This window comes from Exiguobacterium oxidotolerans JCM 12280 (genome assembly GCF_000702625.1).
Taxonomy (GTDB): Bacteria; Bacillota; Bacilli; order Exiguobacteriales; family Exiguobacteriaceae; genus Exiguobacterium_A; species Exiguobacterium_A oxidotolerans.
On sequence record NZ_JNIS01000001.1, the window covers coordinates 1,885,682 to 1,906,078 of the forward strand.

A 20,397-nucleotide genomic window follows, 5' to 3' on the forward strand; every position below is an offset into this window, starting at 1 on the left:
GTTGGAATTAGAACGTTTGTTCGCTTTGTAGTATAATGGGAGTAAGAACTGTTGGCGTTTTAGGACCGAATGGAGGTCATTGCTCATATGGAACATTGGAAGATGGTACAAGGATATGAAGGGAGTTATCAAGTGTCGACGTCGGGAAATGTTCGTTCGCTCGACCGGATTGTCGAGACGAGCCGTGGCGTCAAACAGCGGCGCACGGGTGTCGTCCTGCGCCCGCGCATCAATCAGGAGGGTTACCGGAAAGTGACGTTGTATCAGCATGGACGCGGTGAACGGTTTTACGTCGGTGAACTTGTCGCCCGGGCGTTTCTTGACCCGACTGCCTGTCAGGAGCTTCTCGTGCGGGCAGACGCTGACCGGTTGAACGACCAGATTGATAATCTGTCCGTCAAGCCTTCACCGAGTCAAGCCTATGCTTCCTTGCTCGCTGAATTCGATTTGCTGTTGACGGACCATGTCGAATTGTCGACGTGGCAGATTCGCGAGATCCGGCGGCGCTACCGGGCGGGTGAAGCGTCGATTCGAAAGCTTGCGCTCGTGTACGAGGTAACTGAAAACCGGGTCCGTAATATCATCGATAAGAAAGAGGCGCGGTATGTCATGTAGGCAGAAGGAAAGGGCAGTCCGAAGAAAATCGGTCTGCCCTTTTGGTTGGAAAAAAGTAAGGTGTCGTTAGCCGGCAAGTGGTAAGTACGGCGTGATTTGACTCACCGTCAGTTGGATGAGCTGTTGCGTTTCTTCTTTCGGTTCAGATGTGACGTAGATGATTAACGCAGCGGCGACGATTAAAAAGATGACGATGACGAGCCCGATGAAGAAAGGCATTTTACTTTTTCGTTTTTCTTCGTTCATGTCCACAAGTAGTTCCCCCTTTTACGAATTAAACAGATGCGACTGTCATAATGATTCCCCTTTAAGAAAATGGAAAACCTGCGAAACGGCTAGAAAAAGGATTCAGGTAAGACGATAAAGAAGATATAGACAGAAAAAGCTTTTTTCTTGAAGGGATGTCGATCGGCATGTTGAGTCAGTTCAACCAGTTTCTATTAAATTTTTCCCTTTTGATTACGTCCCTGCTGTTCGCCTTCTTACCGATGCGTAACATCAAACGCATTTCACCGCACTCCTCAATTCGGATCAGGCTTGCCGTCGGACTGATCGCGAGTATAATCGGAGCGCTGCTCGTCTTAAACAGTATCTCCTACGACGGGGCGAAGATTGACTTACGACTCGTCGCGCTCGTCACGGCGTATTATTACGGCGGCTGGATCAGCGGCGCATTGACGACGGTTGCCGTCATCGGGGCTCGCTTTCTCGTCACGCCACCCGGTGTCTACCAAGGTTTGATTCTCGCGACACTGATTTGTCTTGCTTTACTCGTCACGGCAAGTATTTACCGTCGCTTTGCTGCCCAGACGTTCAAAGACTACCTTGTCCTACTGAGCATCGGGATTGGCTACAGCTTACCGGCCCTGTACTTGTTGACGGATACGTTCATTCGGTTTCTTGAGATGTCATTCGTCTACATCATCTTCAATCTCCTCGGCGGGTATGTGACATTTCGTTTCCTGCAGGAATTACGGAAGCATTTCCAGTTCGTCCAAGACCAGCAGGAGCTTGCCTTGACGGACAGTCTGACGAATCTTGCCAATCGACGGAAACTGGATGAGACATTAGCCGACTATGACAAACACGGGTATGCCTTTTCGGTTCTGATCGTCGATATCGACTTCTTCAAGTCGGTCAATGACGAATATGGGCATGATGGCGGAGATGTCGTCTTACGGCAACTCAGTCATCTGTTGGCGACGTTTTGTCCGGAAACGGGACTCGTCACACGGTATGGCGGCGAGGAATTCGTCGTCGTCCTGCCGGATATCTCGCACCGTGAAGCGGAGCGACTCGGGGAACGGATCCGGACGGCGTGTGCCGATCAACATTTCATCTTCAAACCGTATCCGGCTTTCCATGTCACGCTTTCGATGGGCGTCGCATCGTCTGATCAAGGCAAGACTGCGTTCGAAGTCGTCCAAAAAGCCGATCAGGCGCTGTATCAGGCAAAACAGACGGGGCGCAACAAAGTCGTCGGTTATGATATGACACATAATTAAAAAAAGGCGGCTCCGCGGAGCCTGCCTTTTTTCGTGTTGTCATTCACCGACCATGCCGTCGTGATCGTTGTCCCGCATGTACGGATAGAGCCAGTGGTCACTCCGGATCGGCATGCTGAAACCGGCATCCTTCGCTTCCTGAATCGTGACTTGTCCGTTTCCGTTCGCATCGACGCTTGAGACGTCACCGCTCGCTTCCGCTTTCGGCTTACTTGGTGTCGAAGCGGCAGGCGTTTTCGCCTTCGGTTCAGCTTTTGGTGTTGCTTTTGGCGCTGCCTTTGGTTCAGCCTTCGGTTTACTTTCCGGACTCTCGGTCAGACCGAGCGACGCGTTGACGCCATCCGGATTGACGTTATCGAACTTGTCGACGATGACGTTGCCTTTGATTGTGTACGTGTACTGATAACTCGAAGGAATTTGTGTTTTCGTCGTTTCATAGCGGATGATCGCTTCGAAATTCGTCGCACCACCGGCTTTACGGATATTATCTTCCATGTAGGCTTGATCGCCGTGGCGATTGAGCGTACTGTCCTGCGGCGTGATGTTGTAGGCGTTCGAGACACCGCCAAGCGAATCGGCGATGACATGTCCTTCATCAAGATCACGGTGTTCGACACCCGGGACCTTCGCTTCGTCATGATAGTAGCGACCGGCTGACGTCACGTCTTCCGTTTTATCATTTTGTAAGGTGATCTTTTTGGCGATGACTTTGACGAGTTGTCCATGCTTGTTCGTAAATGCCCAGTACTCGCGGTCCCCGAACCCGATATCGACGACGACGTTCGCCTGACGGTCTCCGGACTGGTCGCCGCCATCGACTTGAATCTGTTTGTATCCAGCAAACGGATCATTGCTGGACGCCGTGACCGAGGGCTTGTCTTCTGTTTCTTTTTGATCCGTTGTCGTGTCTGATTTTTTTTCGGTTGTCTCGTTCGCAACCGGCTCTGCAGGAGGCGTCTCCTGTTTCGCATCTTCTTTAACGATGTCCGCTGTCTCTTCTTTGACGTCGCTCGTCTGCGGCGTCTCTTCTTTTGGAGCACGTTCCTCCGTCTTCGTGTCTGTCGAAGAAACCGTCTCCTCATCGTTCGCACATCCCGTCAGTAACAGGGTCGCTAGCGGTAATGCAAGGTACATTCGTTTTTTCATGCCGCACTCCTTTCACTTAAGCACACCCGTCTGTTTTCTCAACATCCCTAAAGCTGGCGCTAAGCTGATTTTCAATATATAACAATCTTAATATATATTTGGGTGCGATTAAACAAATATGTAAATTTACTTAAGGAATGACGACGTCAACCTCGTGACGTGATGCAATCAAGGGAGTTGCATTTCAGGCAAAAGACGATCTGTCCTGGTGGGCAAGACAACAAAAAAACACGCCACAGCACGGTGACGTGTTTTCAGATTGAGACGAGTTGCGGGAAAATCTGATGCCGCTCAAACTCACTCAGGATGTTCGGTGCAATCTGTTTCCGGACGCATGCTTCGTCAGCCCAAAGATAGGCGTCGTGTTCGTCCGATAAGCTGACAGCATCGGTTTCCGCCGTACAGAAATAGACGACTAAGATGACTTGGCGGTCGGGGTGGGTCAGGAAGCTTGAAGCATACGCAATCCGGTCGACTGTGACCGTCAAACCGGTCTCTTCCCGGATTTCGCGCAGCAAACTCGCTTCCGGGTGTTCCCCGAAATCAACCTTGCCGCCCGGGCATTCCCAGGTCCCGCCACCTGAGTCGGCAGCGGCGCGCTGGACGATTAACATTTGGTTGTCGTACCGGATGATGCCTTTGACGGCGGTGACGATGGTCGGCATGTGTGTTCCTCCGTTCGCTTGAGCACAACAGGCAGGGGACCTTCCTGTTGGACGAGTTGATTGTTTTTGAGGTAGATTCCTGTCCGTTCCGGTAAACCGTAGCCGGACAGGCTTCCGGTCGTAGTGAATGCCTGTTGTAAATTCTCGGCTTCATCCCAAGCGTCAAAATGGACGGAGAGGACAGCGTCTGGTAAGAGACCGAGCCCTTCAAGGACTAAGTCCCGACCGTCCCGCTGGTCAATCGCCGGTATCCGGCACTCGTCCGGTGCGAGTAATGCACCGGCAGAAAAACCGGCGACCGGGACACCAGAGCGGTACCGTTCTTGGATGACGGCACCGATTAGTGTGTTGAGGATGTAGTCCTGATAACATTCCGTTTCCCCACCCGAGATGATGATGCCTGTGCTTTTGCTCAACTGTTGAAGCTGTCCGTCAGTCGGATGGGGCGACAACGGCAAGTGGAAAAAGTCGGTTATCCCACAGGCGGCTAACGCATCCGTGTAAACCGGTGCGTAACTTGAGAAGGACGAACCGGGACGCGGGACATAAAGTAAGGCGACGGGTCCGGGTCCGTCTACACAATCGGCAAACGCGGCACAGAGTGTTGGCGGGAACGGCGGTCCACTGCCGAATAAGAAGAGATGTTGATCGGTCATGGGAAAGATCTCCTTTCAAAAAAGTATTCTTTTATCGTAGTAGAAATGTACGGCAAAGGGTACCTGTTCATTTTTTGTGATAGGTAGAAAACGGAAAATGAATTACAATGGGAATACCAGGGAAAGCACAGCGAGGAGAGCTGGAGATGAACCAAAAGCAGATAATTCAATTTCGCTATCGGGAGTCCGGGATGGGGCAAGGGCAGACGTTTTTCTGGAACGGGGCGACGGGGGAATTACGATACGAAGAGGACGGGCGGGAAGAACCTAAAATCAAGCGACTCTCGTCAAAGCAACAAGCGGTGCTTGAACAGCGGTTGACGCAAGCGAAAGTAACCGACTGGAAACCAGTCTACGAGACGGAGTGGCTGATTCTCGACGGGGAATCTCGCGGCAGTAATGCCTTTCCAGAAGAATGGGAAGTGCTACGGGACTGGCTCTATGGACAATGTACAGAAAGCGGGGAGGAAACGAGATGAAAAAAGGGCTGGTCGGACTGATCGTCCTAATCGGGTACACGGTTCCATTCGTTTATTTTGCATTATTGGAAGATTTCAAAACGGGAACGTTACTTGGTTATGTGCTGTTACTTGTCATGTTTACGGCACTCGCCTATGTCGGACAACGTTTTAGTCATCTGTTTTTTGTAGTTGCCGGAAATCTCGCGTCTTATTTCGTCTCAATTTATTTTGCGGGACAGAGGAACGACTTCGGCTGGGACGGGTATTTTAAACCGCTGACAGCAGAACAACTGATTTTGTTCGTCAGTCTGTTGATGCTCATTCCGCAGCTGATTGCGGTGGTCGTCGCGATGTCGCGAGGAGCAAAACGACGGATGAAAAAGCAGATAACTGAATGAGTGGAGGAGACCCGATGACTGAAAGCAGTGAAGCATTATTAGAAGCCATCATCGAAATCCTGGAGACGGGGCGCCAAATGGAGTTGACGGAGCTTTACCAGCGTGTACGAGAGCGGAACGACTTAGATTTGTCACGTTTTTCGACGGAAGCCGGACTCGATGCCCGCATCCGAAAATTAATCTATCTTCATGCGAGTGAGTGTGAGTTATATGAAGGAACGAAGGATTTGTTCTACAGTGAGACAGGCAAAGGGACAGGACGTTGGGGGTTACGGAAATAAAAACACGCCACCAACAGTGACGTGTCGCAAGGTATTAGACTAATCCTAAAATCTCGACCTCGACCAAAGCATCTTTCGGCAACTCTTTGACAGCGATACACGAACGGGCCGGGAAATGGTGATGCGGTTCGAAGTACGCAGCATAAACTTCATTGAAGGCTGCGAAGTGCTCCATGCTCGTTAGATAACAGGTCGTCTTGACGACACGGTCCGGTGTCAGATCGGCTTCTTTTAAGATCGCATCGACATTTTTCATGACCTGTTCCGTCTGTTCCGTAATCCCGCCGGCGACCATTTCACCCGTTGCCGGATTGGTCGGGATTTGACCAGAGGCATATAACGTACCGTTAGCGATGAAGCCTTGGGAATAAGGACCGATGGCAGCTGGAGCCTGGTCTGTGTTGATTTTTTTGAATGCGTTCATGATAAACCTCCTAGTGATTCTAAATAGTGAACAAGGATATGGCGTGCGATTTAAGTCTAACTGTAGGATAGTTGTGACAACGTTACTATTACATACAAGGAGTGAAGCAAAATGCCTCTTTATCATAAGTTAGTCCGAGACGAAATTCCAACCATCATTGCGAAAACCGGAAAACAGGCGACGTTCCGTACGCTTGAGCCGGAAGAGTTTTTAGCGGAAGCAAAACGAAAGCTCCATGAGGAAGTCGCGGAATATGAAGCTGCGGTGACGGACGCGGATGCAGTCGAGGAGCTGGCTGACCTGCTCGAACTGATTCAGGCGTTAGCGAAGACACATGGTACGACGGCCGAACAACTGGAAGCTATCCGACAAGACAAACAGCAACAACGTGGTGGCTTTGAAGAACGACTTTATCTTGTCGAGGTGGAAGATTGATTCCGGAAGCGAAGCTGACGACACATCATTTATATGACTCACTCGTCGGTGCCATCGATCAGGCGGAGGAAGTCTATATCGTCGCAGCGTTTGCCCAAAAGTCAGGTGTCGCCTTGCTCGTCCCAGCTTTTCGGCGCGCCTTGCAACGGGGAGCCGAGATTCGCCTATTGATTGGCGACTACTTACACATCACGGACCCGGAAGCACTGGCGCAGTTGCTTGCGCTTGACGGGTTATCGGTCCGCTTTTACCGGTCAGGCGGACGCTCTTTCCATCCGAAAGCCTACTTGTTTCGAAACGCGGAGACCGGCTTATCGATTGTCGGCTCGTCGAACATTTCGAACAGTGCGCTTCGGTCCGGTATTGAATGGAACGTTCATCTACCGCAAGCCGTCGCACCACAAATCCTTGATGATGCGATTGATGCCTTCATGGATCTTTACCTCAGTGAGTCAGCAGAGGAACTGAATCCGGTCGTCTTAGACGCCTATCGTCAAGCATACGCGGCGCGTCAATATGTCGCGGAACCGGAAGTCGAGTATGACGAAGGAACCGTCGTCGTTACTCCAGAAATCCTCCCGCACCGGGTGCAGGAAGAAGCGCTCCACGCGTTATGGGAAACGATGGAGGAAGGACGGACACGTGCATTGACAGTGCTCGCGACAGGCTTAGGGAAGACTTACCTTAGTGCATTCTTTGCGGGAGACTTTACCCGGGTCCTGTTCCTGGCGCATCAAAAAGAATTGTTGCTGCAGGCAGAGCGTTCGTTTAAAAAAGTCAATCCGGCGTGGCAGACCGGCTTCTACATCGGAAGTGACCGGACCGTCATAGAGACGACGGAGATCGTCTTCGCGTCCGTCCAGACGTTGGCGCAAAAGCGTCATTTGGAGCGCTTTACACCCGACCAGTTCGATCTCATCATCGTCGACGAGTTCCACCATGCGGCAGCGACGAGTTACCGGAAGATCATTAATCATTTCACGCCCCGTTTCCTGCTCGGTCTGACAGCGACACCAGACCGGATGGATGGCGCTGATGTCTATGCGATCTGTCATCATAACGTTGCCTTCCAGATGCACTTCACGGCTGCGATTGCTGAAGGCTTTTTGACGCCATTTCATTACTACGGCATTCATGACACGATCGACTATTCTCAGATTCGACGGATTGGTCGGACATACGATGCGACACAACTCGAGCATCGCCAACTTGATCGTGAAGTCGCGGATAATATCTATCATTCATGGGAGAAACATCGGCAAACGAAGACAATCGGCTTTTGTTCGTCAATCAAGCAGGCAGAATATTTGGCGCAAGTCTTCCGGGATAAAGGAACGACGGCATTTGCACTGACAGGACAGACGATTAATCGTGCAAAGTATATGCGAGCATTCGAACAAGGCGAGATCGAAGTCCTCTTTACGGTCGATTTATTCAATGAAGGTGTCGATATTCCGAAAGTCGATACACTCTTATTCTGTCGCCCGACGGAGTCAGTAGCCATTTATACGCAACAAATCGGACGTGGCTTACGTTTGGCGCAAGATAAATCACGCTGTGTCATCATCGACTTGATTGGGAACTATCGTAACGTCGAGACGAAACTGAAACTGCTTGGGACAATGAAAGAATCGTTCAAGCGGGGAGAGACAGAACCGATTACGCCACCGCCAGGCTGTGTGATTGAGTTTGATACCCGGGCACTGGAATTGATTCATCGACTGCGGCAACCAAGCCAGCGAAAGTTACGGCTGATCGAGCAATACGAGCAAATCAAATATGAACTAGGTCACCGACCATCCTATGTTGAGATTGGAGAGTATGCGGCAATTCCGCAAGGCTATAAACAGGAGTGGGGCTCTTACGTTGGGTTCTTGAAGGAACAACAGGAATTGTCTCAAGAAGAAGTCGAGGTGTACGACGCAAACCGGGAACTGATCGAGCAGGTCGAAAAGACGCAGATGAATCGGAGTTATAAGATGGTTGTCTTGCTGGCAATGCTCGAGCGGGGAGAAGAGCGTTGGATGGAGCCGATTACGGCGGAAGAAGTCGCACCATTCTTTTATGAGTATTTGCATGCGGAGAAGTATCGGGAGTTGAAGGATGCGCAAACTGCAGAGTTAAAAGGACCGTTTGATTCAGCTAAAGTAGAACGGTTATTGAAGAAGATGCCGTTTCCAAAGATGGGGAAGCCATTTGTATTTGATAGTGACGTATTATCGATCGAAAACCAAACATCAGGACGGGAACTATTTAACGTCATATATGACATAATTCATTTCCGACTGCAGATGTATTTTTCGAATTAATGGATTAGACACGCTGTGAGCTGAATATAACAAGAAGCAAGGTAGAGAACGTGAATGGCAATGTATAAGTATTATGCAGTACTGACAAAAATAGAAGAAGGTGAAGGGTTTGGTGATGAAGGTAATGATGGATACTATGTTTCTTTTCCAGATTTAGAAAATGTATTCACGGAAGGAGAGACGTATGAACATGCACTGTTCATGGCGAAAGATGTTTTAGAATTAATGTTAGAAAGTATGTTGACGCATGGCGAATCGTTTAATCAGTCCTCTACATTACAGCAGTTAAATCTTAAGGATTCGAAAGAAACTCACATCGAATTGATTGAAGTGGATGTAGAACCGCGACCCGATTCAAAATTAGCGACACCAGACTCTTATTTATTGAAGTATGTGGATGCGAGAAATAAAGACGTTGAGATTGGCTTAGATAGTAAATTTTTGATGGAGTCTATTACTCGCGTACTGGATGCAGGAGGAACAATCATTTCTCTAGGTGATTATGATATGGATGAAGATGAGGTGTTTTATACAGGGCGGGTCGTAAAATGACACTGACATAACAAGGATGAAAATATAACTAAGTGGTTCATAAATTAAAATAGGAACTGTAATTAGAAGAAAATAGTAACTGATTCATCTATAATGAAAACAGAAGAATACTTTTTTAATAGAGCTACTACTGGTTGCTCATGGAATGGAGAGAAAAATAGATGTCAGTATTAAATCAACAGCTATTTAGCGCAGCGGATAGTCTGCGTAGCAAGATGGATGCCTCGGAGTACAAAAACTACTTACTCGGATTGATTTTTTATAAGTACTTATCAGACAGAGTCTTAGAAAGAGTGGTCACGTTAGCGGATAAGTCTTTTGAGGATTATGATACGCAAGCAAAACAAACATTGTTATACGTAGAACTGCTCTCTGATGAGGAGATCAAAGATGATTTAGTAGAGACGCTTGTCGATATGCTCGGTTATGAAATTGCACCGGCTTATCTATTCAATGTCTTAGCGGATCAAGCACAACAAAATACGTTTCAATTGAATGATTTAGCGAAAGCATTTAATGATCTTTCGACAAAGTATATTCAATTCAATGGATTGTTTGATGATGTCGATCTACAGTCAAAGAAACTTGGATCGGATGACCAACAGCGGAATATTACGATTACTGAAGTATTGAAGAAATTGAACCATGTCGAGTTGCTGGGTCAAAGTAGGGATGTGATTGGTGACGCGTACGAATACTTAATCAGCCAATTTGCCTCAGAAGCAGGGAAAAAAGCAGGAGAGTTCTATACGCCGCATGAAGTTTCAGACATGATGGCGCGCATCGTCGCAATCAATCATGAAGATAAAAAGTTATTCAGTGTCTTCGATCCAACGATGGGATCCGGTTCTTTGATGTTGAACGTACGGAATTACTTAAATTATCCAGAGACGGTGAAGTATCACGGACAAGAGTTGAATACAACAACGTTTAACTTAGCGAAAATGAACTTAATCTTACATGGTGTGAAAAATGAAGATATGCGTCTTCGTAACGGTGATACACTAAATAAAGATTGGCCAACAGATGAACCCTATACATTTGATGCAGTATTGATGAACCCTCCATACTCAGCGCACTGGTCAGCGGATGCGACGTTTTTAGATGATTCTCGTTTTAATCGTTATGGGAAATTAGCGCCAAAAACGAAAGCGGACTTCTCGTTCTTGCTGCATGGTTTTTATCATTTAAAGGATACAGGAACGATGGCGATTGTCTTGCCACACGGTATTTTGTTCCGCGGAGCTGCTGAAGGGGTTATTCGCAAAAAGTTATTAGAAGATGGTAGCATCGATGCAGTCATCGGATTGCCAGGAAATATGTTCTTTGGTACAACTATTCCAACGACAGTTGTCATCTTGAAAAAGAATCGTGAGGCACGGGATGTTCTCTTCATAGATGCTAGCAAAGACTTTATAAAAGGGAAGAATCAAAATAAACTTTCAACCGAACACATCGACCGAATCATTGAAACATATAAAAAGCGAAAGACTGTTGAAAAATATGCTTATGTCGCAAGTTTTGATGAAATCAAAGAAAATGATTTCAACCTTAATATTCCGAGATATGTCGATACATTTGAAGAAGAAGAACCAATTGATTTGGCATCAATTGGTCAAGAACTAAAAGTAATTCGTGAAAAGAAAGCTAAATTGGAGACTAGTCTTTTTGAGATGATTTCATCACTTCAATATGATGTAAAAGAAGCAAAATGGATTCAGGGCGCATTAGAGGTGTTCAATCATGAATAACTATTTAATTCCATGTTTTCGATTTAGAGACTTTCAATCAATATGGAAAGAATATAAGATTGGAGAAATTTTTACGGTAACTCGAGGTCAAGTGTTAGCAACATCGAAAACAAGTACTATTCAATCATTAGAAAATCCATATCCAGTATATTCATCTCAAACAAAAAAAAACGGATTAATGGGATTTTATAAATCATATTTATTTGATACTGCAATAACATGGACTACTGATGGTGCCAATGCCGGAACTGTAAAATTTAGAGAGGGTAAGTTTTTTAGTACCAACGTAAATGGTGTACTTCTATCTAATAATGGTTACGCTAGTATTGCTGTTGCAGAAGCTTTAAATAAAGTTGCATGGAAGTACGTATCAAAAGTAGGTAATCCTAAATTAATGAATAACGTTATGAGTGAGATAAAATTGCGACTTCCTGAAAGTATAGAAGAAAAAAATGAGATCAGCTCATTTTTTAAGAATTTAGACGATACCATTTCTTTTCATCAGCAAGAACTGGAAGCCATAAAACAAACTAAACAAGGTTTCTTACAGAAGATGTTTCCTAAAGATGGAGAGACTGTTCCTGAAATACGTTTTCCGACGTTTTGTGATGAATGGAAATTGAAAAAAATAAATGAAATTGCAAAAGTAAATCCCAAATCTACGTTACCGAACGAGTTTGAATATGTTGATTTAGGTTCAGTTTTAGGAACTAGATTACTTTCTTCTCAAAAAGAAACTAAAAAAAATGCTCCTTCTAGAGCACAGAGAGTGGCAAAAAAAGGAGATGTTTTTTATCAAACAGTAAGACCGTACCAACAGAATAACTTTCTTTTTGAATTGAGAAATGAGAATTTTGTATTTTCGACAGGTTATGCACAATTAAGACCGAATATAGATAGTCACTTTTTACTAAATGCTTTGCAAGTAAAGAGTTTTGTTATGTCTGTTATGAGCAGTTCTACGGGAACAAGCTATCCTGCTATTAATTCAAGTGATTTATCACAACTAGAGGTAAGAGTACCCATTACAAGTGAAGAACAAATCAAAATCGGAGAGTTCTTTAAACAATTAGATGAAGTTATTGAATTAAAAGAACAAGAACTCGAAGCAATAAAACAAACGAAGCAAGGCTTCCTTCAAAAGATGTTTGTCTAACCAATTAAAAAGAAAAGAGGAATCGTGGTGAAGTTAACACATGATGATGAGCTAACCGTTGAACGACGATTGATTGAGGTCCTCGGAGAAGGGCATAACCAATGGAATTATCGTCAAGACTTAAAGTCCGAAGCGGATCTATGGCTTAATTTGCGTCACAAGATTACGCGGAATAACTTATCGGAGATTGGTGAATACCCAATTACTGACGTAGAGTTCGATAAGATCAAGACGGAATTGTTGTCAAAGACTCAAACTCCATTTGACGCTGCCCGCTGGCTAAAAGGGGAGAACGGCATTTCTCGAATTACGATTGAACGCGAAGATGCCACCCTTGGTTCGATGTCACTCGTTCTCTATTCCAACCAGGATATCGGTGGTGGGATCTCGACGTACGAAGTCGTCCATCAAATCGCAAAACAGCGATCGACGGAAGACGGACGCGATCGTCGCTTTGACGTTACGCTCTTAATCAACGGCTTACCAATCGTCCAAATCGAGTTGAAAAAAGTTACAGCGAAGGATGGAGTCTTTCAAGCGCATCATCAAATCAAGAAATACGCGGAAGAAGGATTGTTCCGGAATAACATCTTCTCGACGTTGCAGTTGTTCGTCATTTCGAATGAACAAACGACACGTTACTTTGCCAATGCACTGCCGAAGGACATGCATCGGAAGTTCATTTTCAGCTGGCGGACGACCAACAATCAGAAAGTTGATAATCTGTATGAGTTCGTCAAACAAGTCTTGAACATTCCCGATGCGCACCGCTTGATTGCGAACTATACAATCGTCAGTGAGGATCAAGACAATAAAGCGTTGATGGTGCTCCATCCGTATCAGATTCATGCGATTGAAGCACTCTTTACGGCAGCGATGCGTCATGAATCGGGCTTTGTCTGGCATGCGACAGGGTCCGGGAAGACGTTAACGAGTTTTGTCTCAACGAAGTTGTTAGCCCGGAAACCGGGAGTCGATCGGACGATCATGCTGATTGACCGAAAAGATCTGGATAATCAGACGACGAGCGAATTCACGAAGTTCGCCTCGGAGTTCAACACGGGCATTTCGACTGGGACAGGTTCCGCAAATAGCTTGATCATTGGTACATCGAGCTCAAAAAAATTGAGCGAGACATTGTTGTCGGATACGAACTCCAACACCGTCATCATCACGACGCGTCAAAAGCTCGAGGCGGCATTACGTTATGCGCAAAAGCAAGAAGCTGAAAAAGGGACGCAACGATTCCAGAAGCTGATTGGGCAGCATATCGTCTTTGTCATCGATGAATGTCATCGTGCCTTGAGTGCGGAAGGGATGGAGGCCATCAAAGGCTTCTTCCCGAACTCGACCTGGTTTGGCTTCACGGGAACACCAATCTTCAATGAAAACAAGAAACAAGCACAAGGTCAATTGGCGCGGACGACACGGGATCAATACGGTGAGATTCTACATACGTATACGATCAAGAATGCGCTCGAAGATGGATCGGTCCTCGGCTTCCAAGTCGAACACGAGGATACGATTGAACCGGTCTCGCTCTACAATCATATTTTTTCGAATCTACGAGCAGATGCTAAATATGCTGACCGAACCGACGAAGAAATCGGTACCTTGATCGAAGAGATGGATGAGATGACGAAGGAGACATACATCCCGAATGATTTGTATGAACGGGATGCGCATATCGAGAAGGTCTTGCAGAAGCTATTCCGTCCGGATAATGCCTATACGAAATTTGACTTCAAGAACGGGCGACCACAAAAATCGGCCATCTTGACGACGAGTTCGATTGCGATGGCGAAGCGCTATTACCATGCCATCCAAGAGATGAAACAAGACCCAAATTGGATGGCGGCACATTTTGCAGGACATCCACTTCGAAAAGGACGGACGATCGATGATCCTGACTTCCCGCGGATCGCTATCACCTACTCGATGCAAGAGAACACTGAGAACGCAACGGAAGTCCAAGAAGAAATGCGCCAAGTCATTCGTGCCTACAACGACTACTATGGAACGGCTTGGTCAATCGAAGACATCGAACGTTACAACGGCGATATCAACAATCGATTGGCACGGAAAAAAGCGGAGTTCAAGCAATTCGGAAAACAGATCGATCTCGTTATCGTCGTCGATCGGTTACTGACCGGATTTGATGCGCCGACGATCCAGACATTGTTCGTCGACCGGAACCTCAGTTATGCGAACTTGATTCAAGCCTTCTCACGGACGAATCGAACGTATCCGGATAAGACAAAAGGCTTAGTCGTCACATTCCGTCGACCTGCGACGATGGAAGAGAACGTCCGCGCAGCGACGCGTCTCTATTCGAATGAAAATGAGGATTCGAGCCTGATTTATCCGACATACGATGAATCGAAGAAGCGATTTAAAAAAGGATACAGAGTACTAAAGGATATCGCCCCATCACCGGATGTCATCGATGAACATTCGCCGATTGACGAACGTGTAGATTTCGTGAAGGCGTATCAAGAATTCAATCGAGTATTCGAAGCGTTAGCCACGTATGATGAATACAACAATGATATGGAAAGTTCTAAGGCATTAGTGGATCAAGTACAAGTACTTGAAGATTTTGCTGGTATTTACGAAACGGTAAAAGGGTCTCTGATTGAAGACGAAGATGACAGTGATGAAGAACGAATTGATTATTCCGAAATCGAATTTTACGCAGAGAATTCAATTAAGCTCTATGACATCGATTCGACCTATATCAATCAATTGTTAGGTACGTACTCTGCTAATAGTGAAGACATCCGCTCGGAGATTGAAAAGGCGCTACAAAAACTCGGGAAATCTGAAATCGTGAAGACGGTCTACCATACGATTTTAGATGCGATTGATAATGAAGTCGTCTCACCGGATGAAGATATCTTTGGTGTGAAGCGAAGATACTTTAAACAAGCTTATCAAGAAAAAATTGAAACATTTGCTTTAGAGTGGTGTGTTGATGAGCAAGAACTGTATACCTCTGCTGTCCAGTACCATATCGGGATGGAGAAAATCCCGAACGTAGGACGAATCATTGAGAGTAAAGATTTTGCGCGTTACAAAGACACACATCCTGAAGCAATCTTATTAAAATACGGACCAGGCATGAAACGTTCGTGGCGTATCGTATTGGATGAAGAAATCATCCCGCTTGATCAAGAGCTTCGTTAAGAATGTAAAAAGTCTTCCGCATCTGTTGTTCAGATGTGGAAGACTTTTTTGTTAGTTCATGCTAAATAGGTCAATGACATGCTGTCTTTGCAATTGCTCATGTAGAAACTGATTACGATATGAACGGAGACATGTGTAACAACTTGTATTCACATCACACGTACAATGTTGGATACTTGTTCGCACATGATCCATGATTTCTGGTAGCTTATGACTAACTGCTTGAACGAATCCAGCTCCACCTGGAACGTCATCGTATAGAATTAAATCATATGTGCTAGTCGATGCTTCATAATGGATGACCCCACCTAAATTATCCTCATTGATTTGCAACAGGAAACTTGCAGAGCGAATCAAGGCAAACAGTAAAGAATAAGATTGGTGTGCTTCGTAAAGACGGATTGCATTCGAAAATCGGAATGATAATCTTAAGACATCCGTTGTGAAGTGATGGCCAAGTGAAACGGGTGCATGATGGACTGTCATCCGATGATGCGAGCGACAGGTTCCGCCAAAAGGAGTCTTATGATTTTTTTTCCCCTCGACCTGTGTGCCACATGTCGAACAAATCCAGTACTGTTGACCTTTGTTGTCATTGACGACAGAGAGCGTTCCATAATGGGAATAGATATAGTCGAGTTCATAACGATTCCCTTCTAAGTGAATGGGTTCTGGTGTCTGACTCTCTCCATACTCTGCAAAGAAGACACGCGAACCAAATGCTTTTTCTGGTCGCCGCTCCGTACTGAGAGGCTTGGCTTTTCCGTAAAAGCCGAACTTCGGAATGGCATAATATTTAACTTGAAGTGGCTCTCCGCATTTTTCGCAGTCTATCTCTCGTTCATCGTTAACGCCATATTTACCTACATAACTATATTTATTGCAGTGACGACAATGTGTATAGTGATGTACTGGTAATTGCTTTCCTTCAATCAACTTCACACCTGTGGATTCGATTAACATCCCATTCGCGACTAATTTACTACCTGGCGCATATTCAGAAATCGCTAGTTTCAAATCACGTTGTAAACGCAGTTTCGAACGATAGTCTGAATCGAGCAGTTTCATTTCGACCGTATCGACAGGGAATCCATACTTCGGTAAAAAACCTTTCGAAGAGAGAAAACCGATCAATTGCTCTTCTTTAAGTGTCGTAATCATTTTTCCGTACGAATCCACTCTATTTCGTTGAGCAGATTGCTCCTCATAAATTGTATTTAAGCTTTCGATATCTGTTGCGTACTGTAAGGAAGCAGTCCAAAAGGCTTCTTCCTGACTGTCAACGACATCAATCCAATCCCAATTTTCGATTCCTAGATGTTTTTGAAGAGCAACTGGAACGATAGAGAAAAGTTGTTGTTTCAATAATGCCGGATGTGTCTTTAACCACTCGATGAACGCTTCGTGTCCTTTATCACCCGATTCTTCTAGTCGGTAAAAGCGCTCAAAATTACCATAAAAGTGTGATTGCTCCTTAAAGAATAAAGATAGCGCGGTCGCATGAATATGACGGCGAATGATTTTTTCGTTATCGATTGAGAAAATAGGAGCTTTGACGTCTCCAGCGATCATACTTTTCGGATTCTCGAAATAGGTTAAATCATGCGATTTCTTTTGAGCAAATGTTAAGGCAAATGCGGCAGCAGACGAACTTCGTCCGGCGCGACCAGCCCGCTGGATATAGTTACTTGTCTTCGGAGGTACGTTGCGCATGAAGACGGATTCTAGACTCCCGACATCAATCCCCATCTCGAAGGTCGTCGAACAAGAAAGAACGTTGATTTCTTTTTTTATGAATTTATTCTGATAATCTTGCCCGAGACGATTTGATAGTTGGGCCGTATGTTCTTTGACGACCATATCAATCGGAAGCATCGTCTGGTACATTTCTCGATAATGTTCACCTTGCTCGAGTGAAGTAATTGTAGTCTGCTCGAGGTGTCCCTTGCAGTTGCGTGTTTTACAGATACCAGCATCATGTGTATGGACTGTCTTACAAAGCGTGCAGACATAGAGGTGTTCTGGGATATATGCGTGAAAATGATCTGCTTGTAAAACCCAACGTTCAGACTGGTTCTTCTCAGAGTCGTAATGATCAAAAAAATTATGAAGCGGTGATCTTGGGTTTACAAGTACTTTATTAAATAAGTTCATGAGTGTACTTTTGATATTTTCTGTCGTATAAGGAATCTCATAGCGGTCGTAATATCGCTCAAACCATTGCAAAAATACATTTGTTCGTTCGGGTACGAAATTCTTTACATACGTCGTTGGATAACCACCGGTTGCTACGATGCCATAAACATGGTCCTTCGGCGCTAGCAAGACGTGTCTTCGATCTAAATCTTTTGAAATTCCGACGATTGCCTGAAGACGTAAATAATAAAAGATGGTCATTAAGAAAGACCAAGCATGTTCAGGTTTGATTTGCATCTGTTTTGAGATGATGGTTTCGAGCTTTATTTTATCATTCGAATCTAAAGGTAAGTCGAATCCAATCATTCCAAGGTTCTCTAATGAAAAGTCATCATCACTTAAGATGAATTCACGAAAAAGTCGAAGCTTGATTTCTTGATCAATTGTCAAATCATCAAAAAGATGAATCGAGCGTGCACCACTTAGATGGAGAGTAAGGTTTTTCCATTCCATGATAGAGACGGTGTCAGTCGTTCCTTGGATGGCGCGCCAAAAGTAAGAACGCCACAGATAATTACGATATGTTCGATCCAAGAAAGGTGCAAAGAAGGCAGCATCCTGTCGAGAATCGGAAAAAACAATCAAGTTCTGAGTTTCATATGTTTCTTTTTGCTCTTCTATCACGATAGGTTCATCGCTGTCGAACCAATCATCTTCGATAGCATTGTTAGCTTGTCCAGTGGATGTTGTTGGATTCCCATAGACAAGTTCTTGATACAGTTGGGCTGCGAGTGCTGAAGTTACACCATCTGCTCCGGTATAAAAACGACGAATCGCATCAGTACGATGGGAAGGAAGACCACATGACATACAGGACGCAGAATGTTCAGAAATATCAATCGTTGAAATCTGACGAAGAGCAACGTCACATCCACAAGGTGGATCTGTCTCGGAAGCGAACCGTGTTGCACCACAAGACGGACACCAATCCTTTTGAGACGTGTTCGTGATTGGTTCATCCTCTAAATCAGAAGACATCCCATCAGTCGATTTAAAACAAAACATCGTGTTCAAGACTTTTCCGTTCGAGCTTTGGGGTACGAGTAGACCCGCATGAGGGGAGTGTCCAAAACAATGTACTTCTCCACATCGTCGACAAACGCCCATCTCATAAATAGGATGACCAGATTCGGATTTATACTTTGGAAATAGATGGAGCTTTTCTTGTGGATGAAATTCAAGATAAGCACCTTCAAGAGCCCGGAAAAAAGTATGATACTTCGCTGGTAGCAGTTTGGGACGAACTTCATCTTGGACGAGCGTCGCGATATCAATCAGTGCGATTAAACGCTCGATGGCATCTTCTCGCTTCAACTCCGAGAAGATTTCATCTGCTAAATCAATCAACAGATGGACATCACTTAATTTTTTGCGTAAGGTATGCAACCGCCGATCGTGTGCGAGTAAATCATAAATCACCTGTTTAGGATGTCCTGAATAATCTTTTAGATAACCATAGCGCTTCAAATCAGGTAGACGATCTTCGGCATAACACGCCTGCAACTCAAGATAAATCGTCGAGTCCGGTAGTTCGATTGCTGAATAGAGTTCGTCGTAGTCAATCCGTTCAGACATGACTAGTTGTCCTGCTTCTAACGAAAAAGGTTGACCAAACAGTTTACTCGCGAATGACATGACATCTCTTTTTGCTTGTTCGGATGATCCGAGTGTCGCAGAAGTGGCGATGAATTGTAGAGGAACGTCATGCTCCACTTCTGTCTTTAGTCGTCGAAGCAACATGGCGACTTCGGCTCCTGTCGCACCATCATACGTATGGGCTTCATCTAGGACGACGAAGCGCCAATTTTTTTTGAAAGTACCCGAGAATAATGTATTGTCTTCTGGACGCATCATTAGATATTCCAACATGGCGTAGTTTGTAATCAAGAGGTGAGGTGGATTTCGACGGATTTCTTCCCGTGACAACCGTTCGTTCGGAAGTGGGTCCTTCTTATATTGTGCCTTATAGGATTGTAGAGCATTGAGCTTCTTTTCTTCCGTTTCGCCGGTGAAGCGACCGAACGTGATTTCTGGTGTATCTTTTAATAGTTCCCGAAGACGGTCCAGTTGATCGTTAGCGAGTGCATTCATTGGATAAAGCAAAAGCGCACGGACGCCATCCGTCAAAAGGTTTGCCTGTTTTTGTTCGAGAAGGTGATTAAAAATCGGTAACATGAAACTTTCCGTCTTACCAGAACCCGTACCAGTGGCAACGACGAACGATTGATTGGTTTTAGCCAGTCGAATGGCGCTTTCTTGATGGCGATACAGGCGAAATGTATCTCCACCCGGTAAAAAGCGTGCGATTTCTGGGTGGATGATATCTTCTTGAATCAATTCTGTGATGGTCTTCCCTGGTTTGTAGGGAAGCGTTGCTTCCAAGTAAGGTCCTTTTAAAAATTGATTATTAATACGAAGTTTGTGTTTGAATTGCTCCTGTAATGCATGATTATTGATTTTAAAAAAAGACGTCAAGTAGTCCATGTATCGATTTTGGAGACGGATGGTCGCATTTATCGGATGAATACTCATGTATGTTCCTCCCAGGCTGTGGCGAGATGATAGCTATCATGACTCAGGTCCTTTGTTGACGAAATCGGAAGCTGTTTCAACTTTTGATTGATTTTTTGTTTAGCACTGATTTTCAAGCGTGGTGAGAGA

Annotated in this window: 17 protein-coding genes; 11 read left to right on the forward strand and 6 right to left on the reverse strand. The window is 45.2% G+C overall.

Translation table 11 applies throughout. The features are described from left to right. Window positions 1-87 precede the first annotated feature (87 nt). Window positions 88-615 (forward strand): NUMOD4 domain-containing protein, encoded by a 528-nt coding sequence (locus P403_RS16285; RefSeq protein ID WP_051667348.1) that lies wholly within the window; start codon window positions 88-90, stop codon window positions 613-615. A gap of 66 nt (window positions 616-681) precedes the next feature. On the opposite strand, the gene P403_RS0109675 is transcribed toward P403_RS16285, so the two are convergent. Then, window positions 682-861 carry a hypothetical protein gene (locus P403_RS0109675; protein ID WP_235195250.1) on the reverse strand — a complete coding sequence of 60 codons (180 nt, stop codon included), beginning with the start codon at window positions 859-861 and terminating at the stop codon, window positions 682-684. A gap of 167 nt (window positions 862-1,028) precedes the next feature. Here P403_RS0109675 and P403_RS0109680 point away from each other — a divergent pair, with 167 nt between their 5' ends. Further along, complete coding sequence (locus P403_RS0109680) at window positions 1,029-2,120, forward strand: GGDEF domain-containing protein (RefSeq protein ID WP_029332440.1); 1,092 nt, start codon at window positions 1,029-1,031, stop codon at window positions 2,118-2,120. Window positions 2,121-2,159: 39 nt separating this feature from the next. On the opposite strand, the gene P403_RS0109685 is transcribed toward P403_RS0109680, so the two are convergent. The 3 genes from P403_RS0109685 to P403_RS0109695 form a co-directional block, all read right to left on the reverse strand. Next, the gene (locus P403_RS0109685; protein ID WP_029332441.1) at window positions 2,160-3,266 is read right to left on the reverse strand and encodes a DNA/RNA non-specific endonuclease; all 1,107 of its coding nucleotides are present in this window, start codon (window positions 3,264-3,266) and stop codon (window positions 2,160-2,162) included. Window positions 3,267-3,520: 254 nt separating this feature from the next. Continuing rightward, complete coding sequence (locus P403_RS0109690; protein ID WP_029332442.1) at window positions 3,521-3,931, reverse strand: NUDIX hydrolase; 411 nt, start codon at window positions 3,929-3,931, stop codon at window positions 3,521-3,523. Continuing rightward, a complete protein-coding gene (locus P403_RS0109695; RefSeq protein ID WP_051667349.1) occupies window positions 3,874-4,587 on the reverse strand; it encodes a Type 1 glutamine amidotransferase-like domain-containing protein in 714 nt (237 codons plus the stop codon). The genes P403_RS0109690 and P403_RS0109695 overlap by 58 nt, the downstream gene beginning before the upstream one ends. Before the next feature lie 146 nt (window positions 4,588-4,733). On the opposite strand from P403_RS0109695, the gene P403_RS0109700 reads away from it, so the two are divergent. Genes P403_RS0109700 through P403_RS16055 form a run of 3 tightly spaced genes read left to right on the forward strand, consistent with a single transcriptional unit; the run spans window position 4,734 to window position 5,727 of the window. Further along, window positions 4,734-5,066, forward strand: coding sequence for a hypothetical protein (locus P403_RS0109700; protein ID WP_235195194.1), 333 nt, complete (start codon window positions 4,734-4,736; stop codon window positions 5,064-5,066). Next, window positions 5,063-5,446 carry a hypothetical protein gene (locus P403_RS0109705; RefSeq protein WP_029332445.1) on the forward strand — a complete coding sequence of 128 codons (384 nt, stop codon included), beginning with the start codon at window positions 5,063-5,065 and terminating at the stop codon, window positions 5,444-5,446. The genes P403_RS0109700 and P403_RS0109705 overlap by 4 nt, the downstream gene beginning before the upstream one ends. A 14-nt stretch (window positions 5,447-5,460) precedes the next feature. After that, entirely contained in the window at window positions 5,461-5,727 is a 267-nt protein-coding gene (locus P403_RS16055; protein ID WP_034801124.1) for a hypothetical protein, read from the forward strand. 34 nt (window positions 5,728-5,761) lie between these two features. Here P403_RS16055 and P403_RS0109715 read toward each other — a convergent pair whose 3' ends face one another. Continuing rightward, window positions 5,762-6,151 (reverse strand): RidA family protein, encoded by a 390-nt coding sequence (locus P403_RS0109715; protein ID WP_029332446.1) that lies wholly within the window; start codon window positions 6,149-6,151, stop codon window positions 5,762-5,764. A gap of 111 nt (window positions 6,152-6,262) precedes the next feature. Here P403_RS0109715 and P403_RS0109720 point away from each other — a divergent pair, with 111 nt between their 5' ends. The 6 genes from P403_RS0109720 to P403_RS0109745 all read left to right on the forward strand — a co-directional run bounded on the left by P403_RS0109720 (window position 6,263) and on the right by P403_RS0109745 (window position 15,540). Continuing rightward, window positions 6,263-6,586: a nucleoside triphosphate pyrophosphohydrolase gene (locus P403_RS0109720; protein ID WP_029332447.1), complete on the forward strand. Its 324-nt coding sequence runs from the start codon at window positions 6,263-6,265 to the stop codon at window positions 6,584-6,586. Next, the gene (locus P403_RS0109725; RefSeq protein ID WP_029332448.1) at window positions 6,583-8,895 is read left to right on the forward strand and encodes a DEAD/DEAH box helicase family protein; all 2,313 of its coding nucleotides are present in this window, start codon (window positions 6,583-6,585) and stop codon (window positions 8,893-8,895) included. Before P403_RS0109720 ends, P403_RS0109725 begins: the two co-directional genes overlap by 4 nt. Before the next feature lie 54 nt (window positions 8,896-8,949). Beyond that, window positions 8,950-9,447, forward strand: coding sequence for a type II toxin-antitoxin system HicB family antitoxin (locus tag P403_RS16290; protein ID WP_051667350.1), 498 nt, complete (start codon window positions 8,950-8,952; stop codon window positions 9,445-9,447). A 161-nt stretch (window positions 9,448-9,608) separates the two neighbouring features. Beyond that, on the forward strand, window positions 9,609-11,198 hold the full coding sequence (locus tag P403_RS0109735) for a type I restriction-modification system subunit M (protein ID WP_029332450.1): 1,590 nt from the start codon (window positions 9,609-9,611) through the stop codon (window positions 11,196-11,198). After that, window positions 11,191-12,354: a restriction endonuclease subunit S gene (locus P403_RS0109740; protein WP_029332451.1), complete on the forward strand. Its 1,164-nt coding sequence runs from the start codon at window positions 11,191-11,193 to the stop codon at window positions 12,352-12,354. The genes P403_RS0109735 and P403_RS0109740 overlap by 8 nt, the downstream gene beginning before the upstream one ends. Before the next feature lie 24 nt (window positions 12,355-12,378). Continuing rightward, window positions 12,379-15,540, forward strand: a complete 3,162-nt coding sequence (locus tag P403_RS0109745) for a type I restriction endonuclease subunit R (RefSeq protein WP_029332452.1) — start codon at window positions 12,379-12,381, stop codon at window positions 15,538-15,540. A 51-nt stretch (window positions 15,541-15,591) separates the two neighbouring features. On the opposite strand, the gene P403_RS0109750 is transcribed toward P403_RS0109745, so the two are convergent. Continuing rightward, window positions 15,592-20,268: a DEAD/DEAH box helicase gene (locus P403_RS0109750; protein ID WP_029332453.1), complete on the reverse strand. Its 4,677-nt coding sequence runs from the start codon at window positions 20,266-20,268 to the stop codon at window positions 15,592-15,594. Window positions 20,269-20,397: the final 129 nt, after the last annotated feature.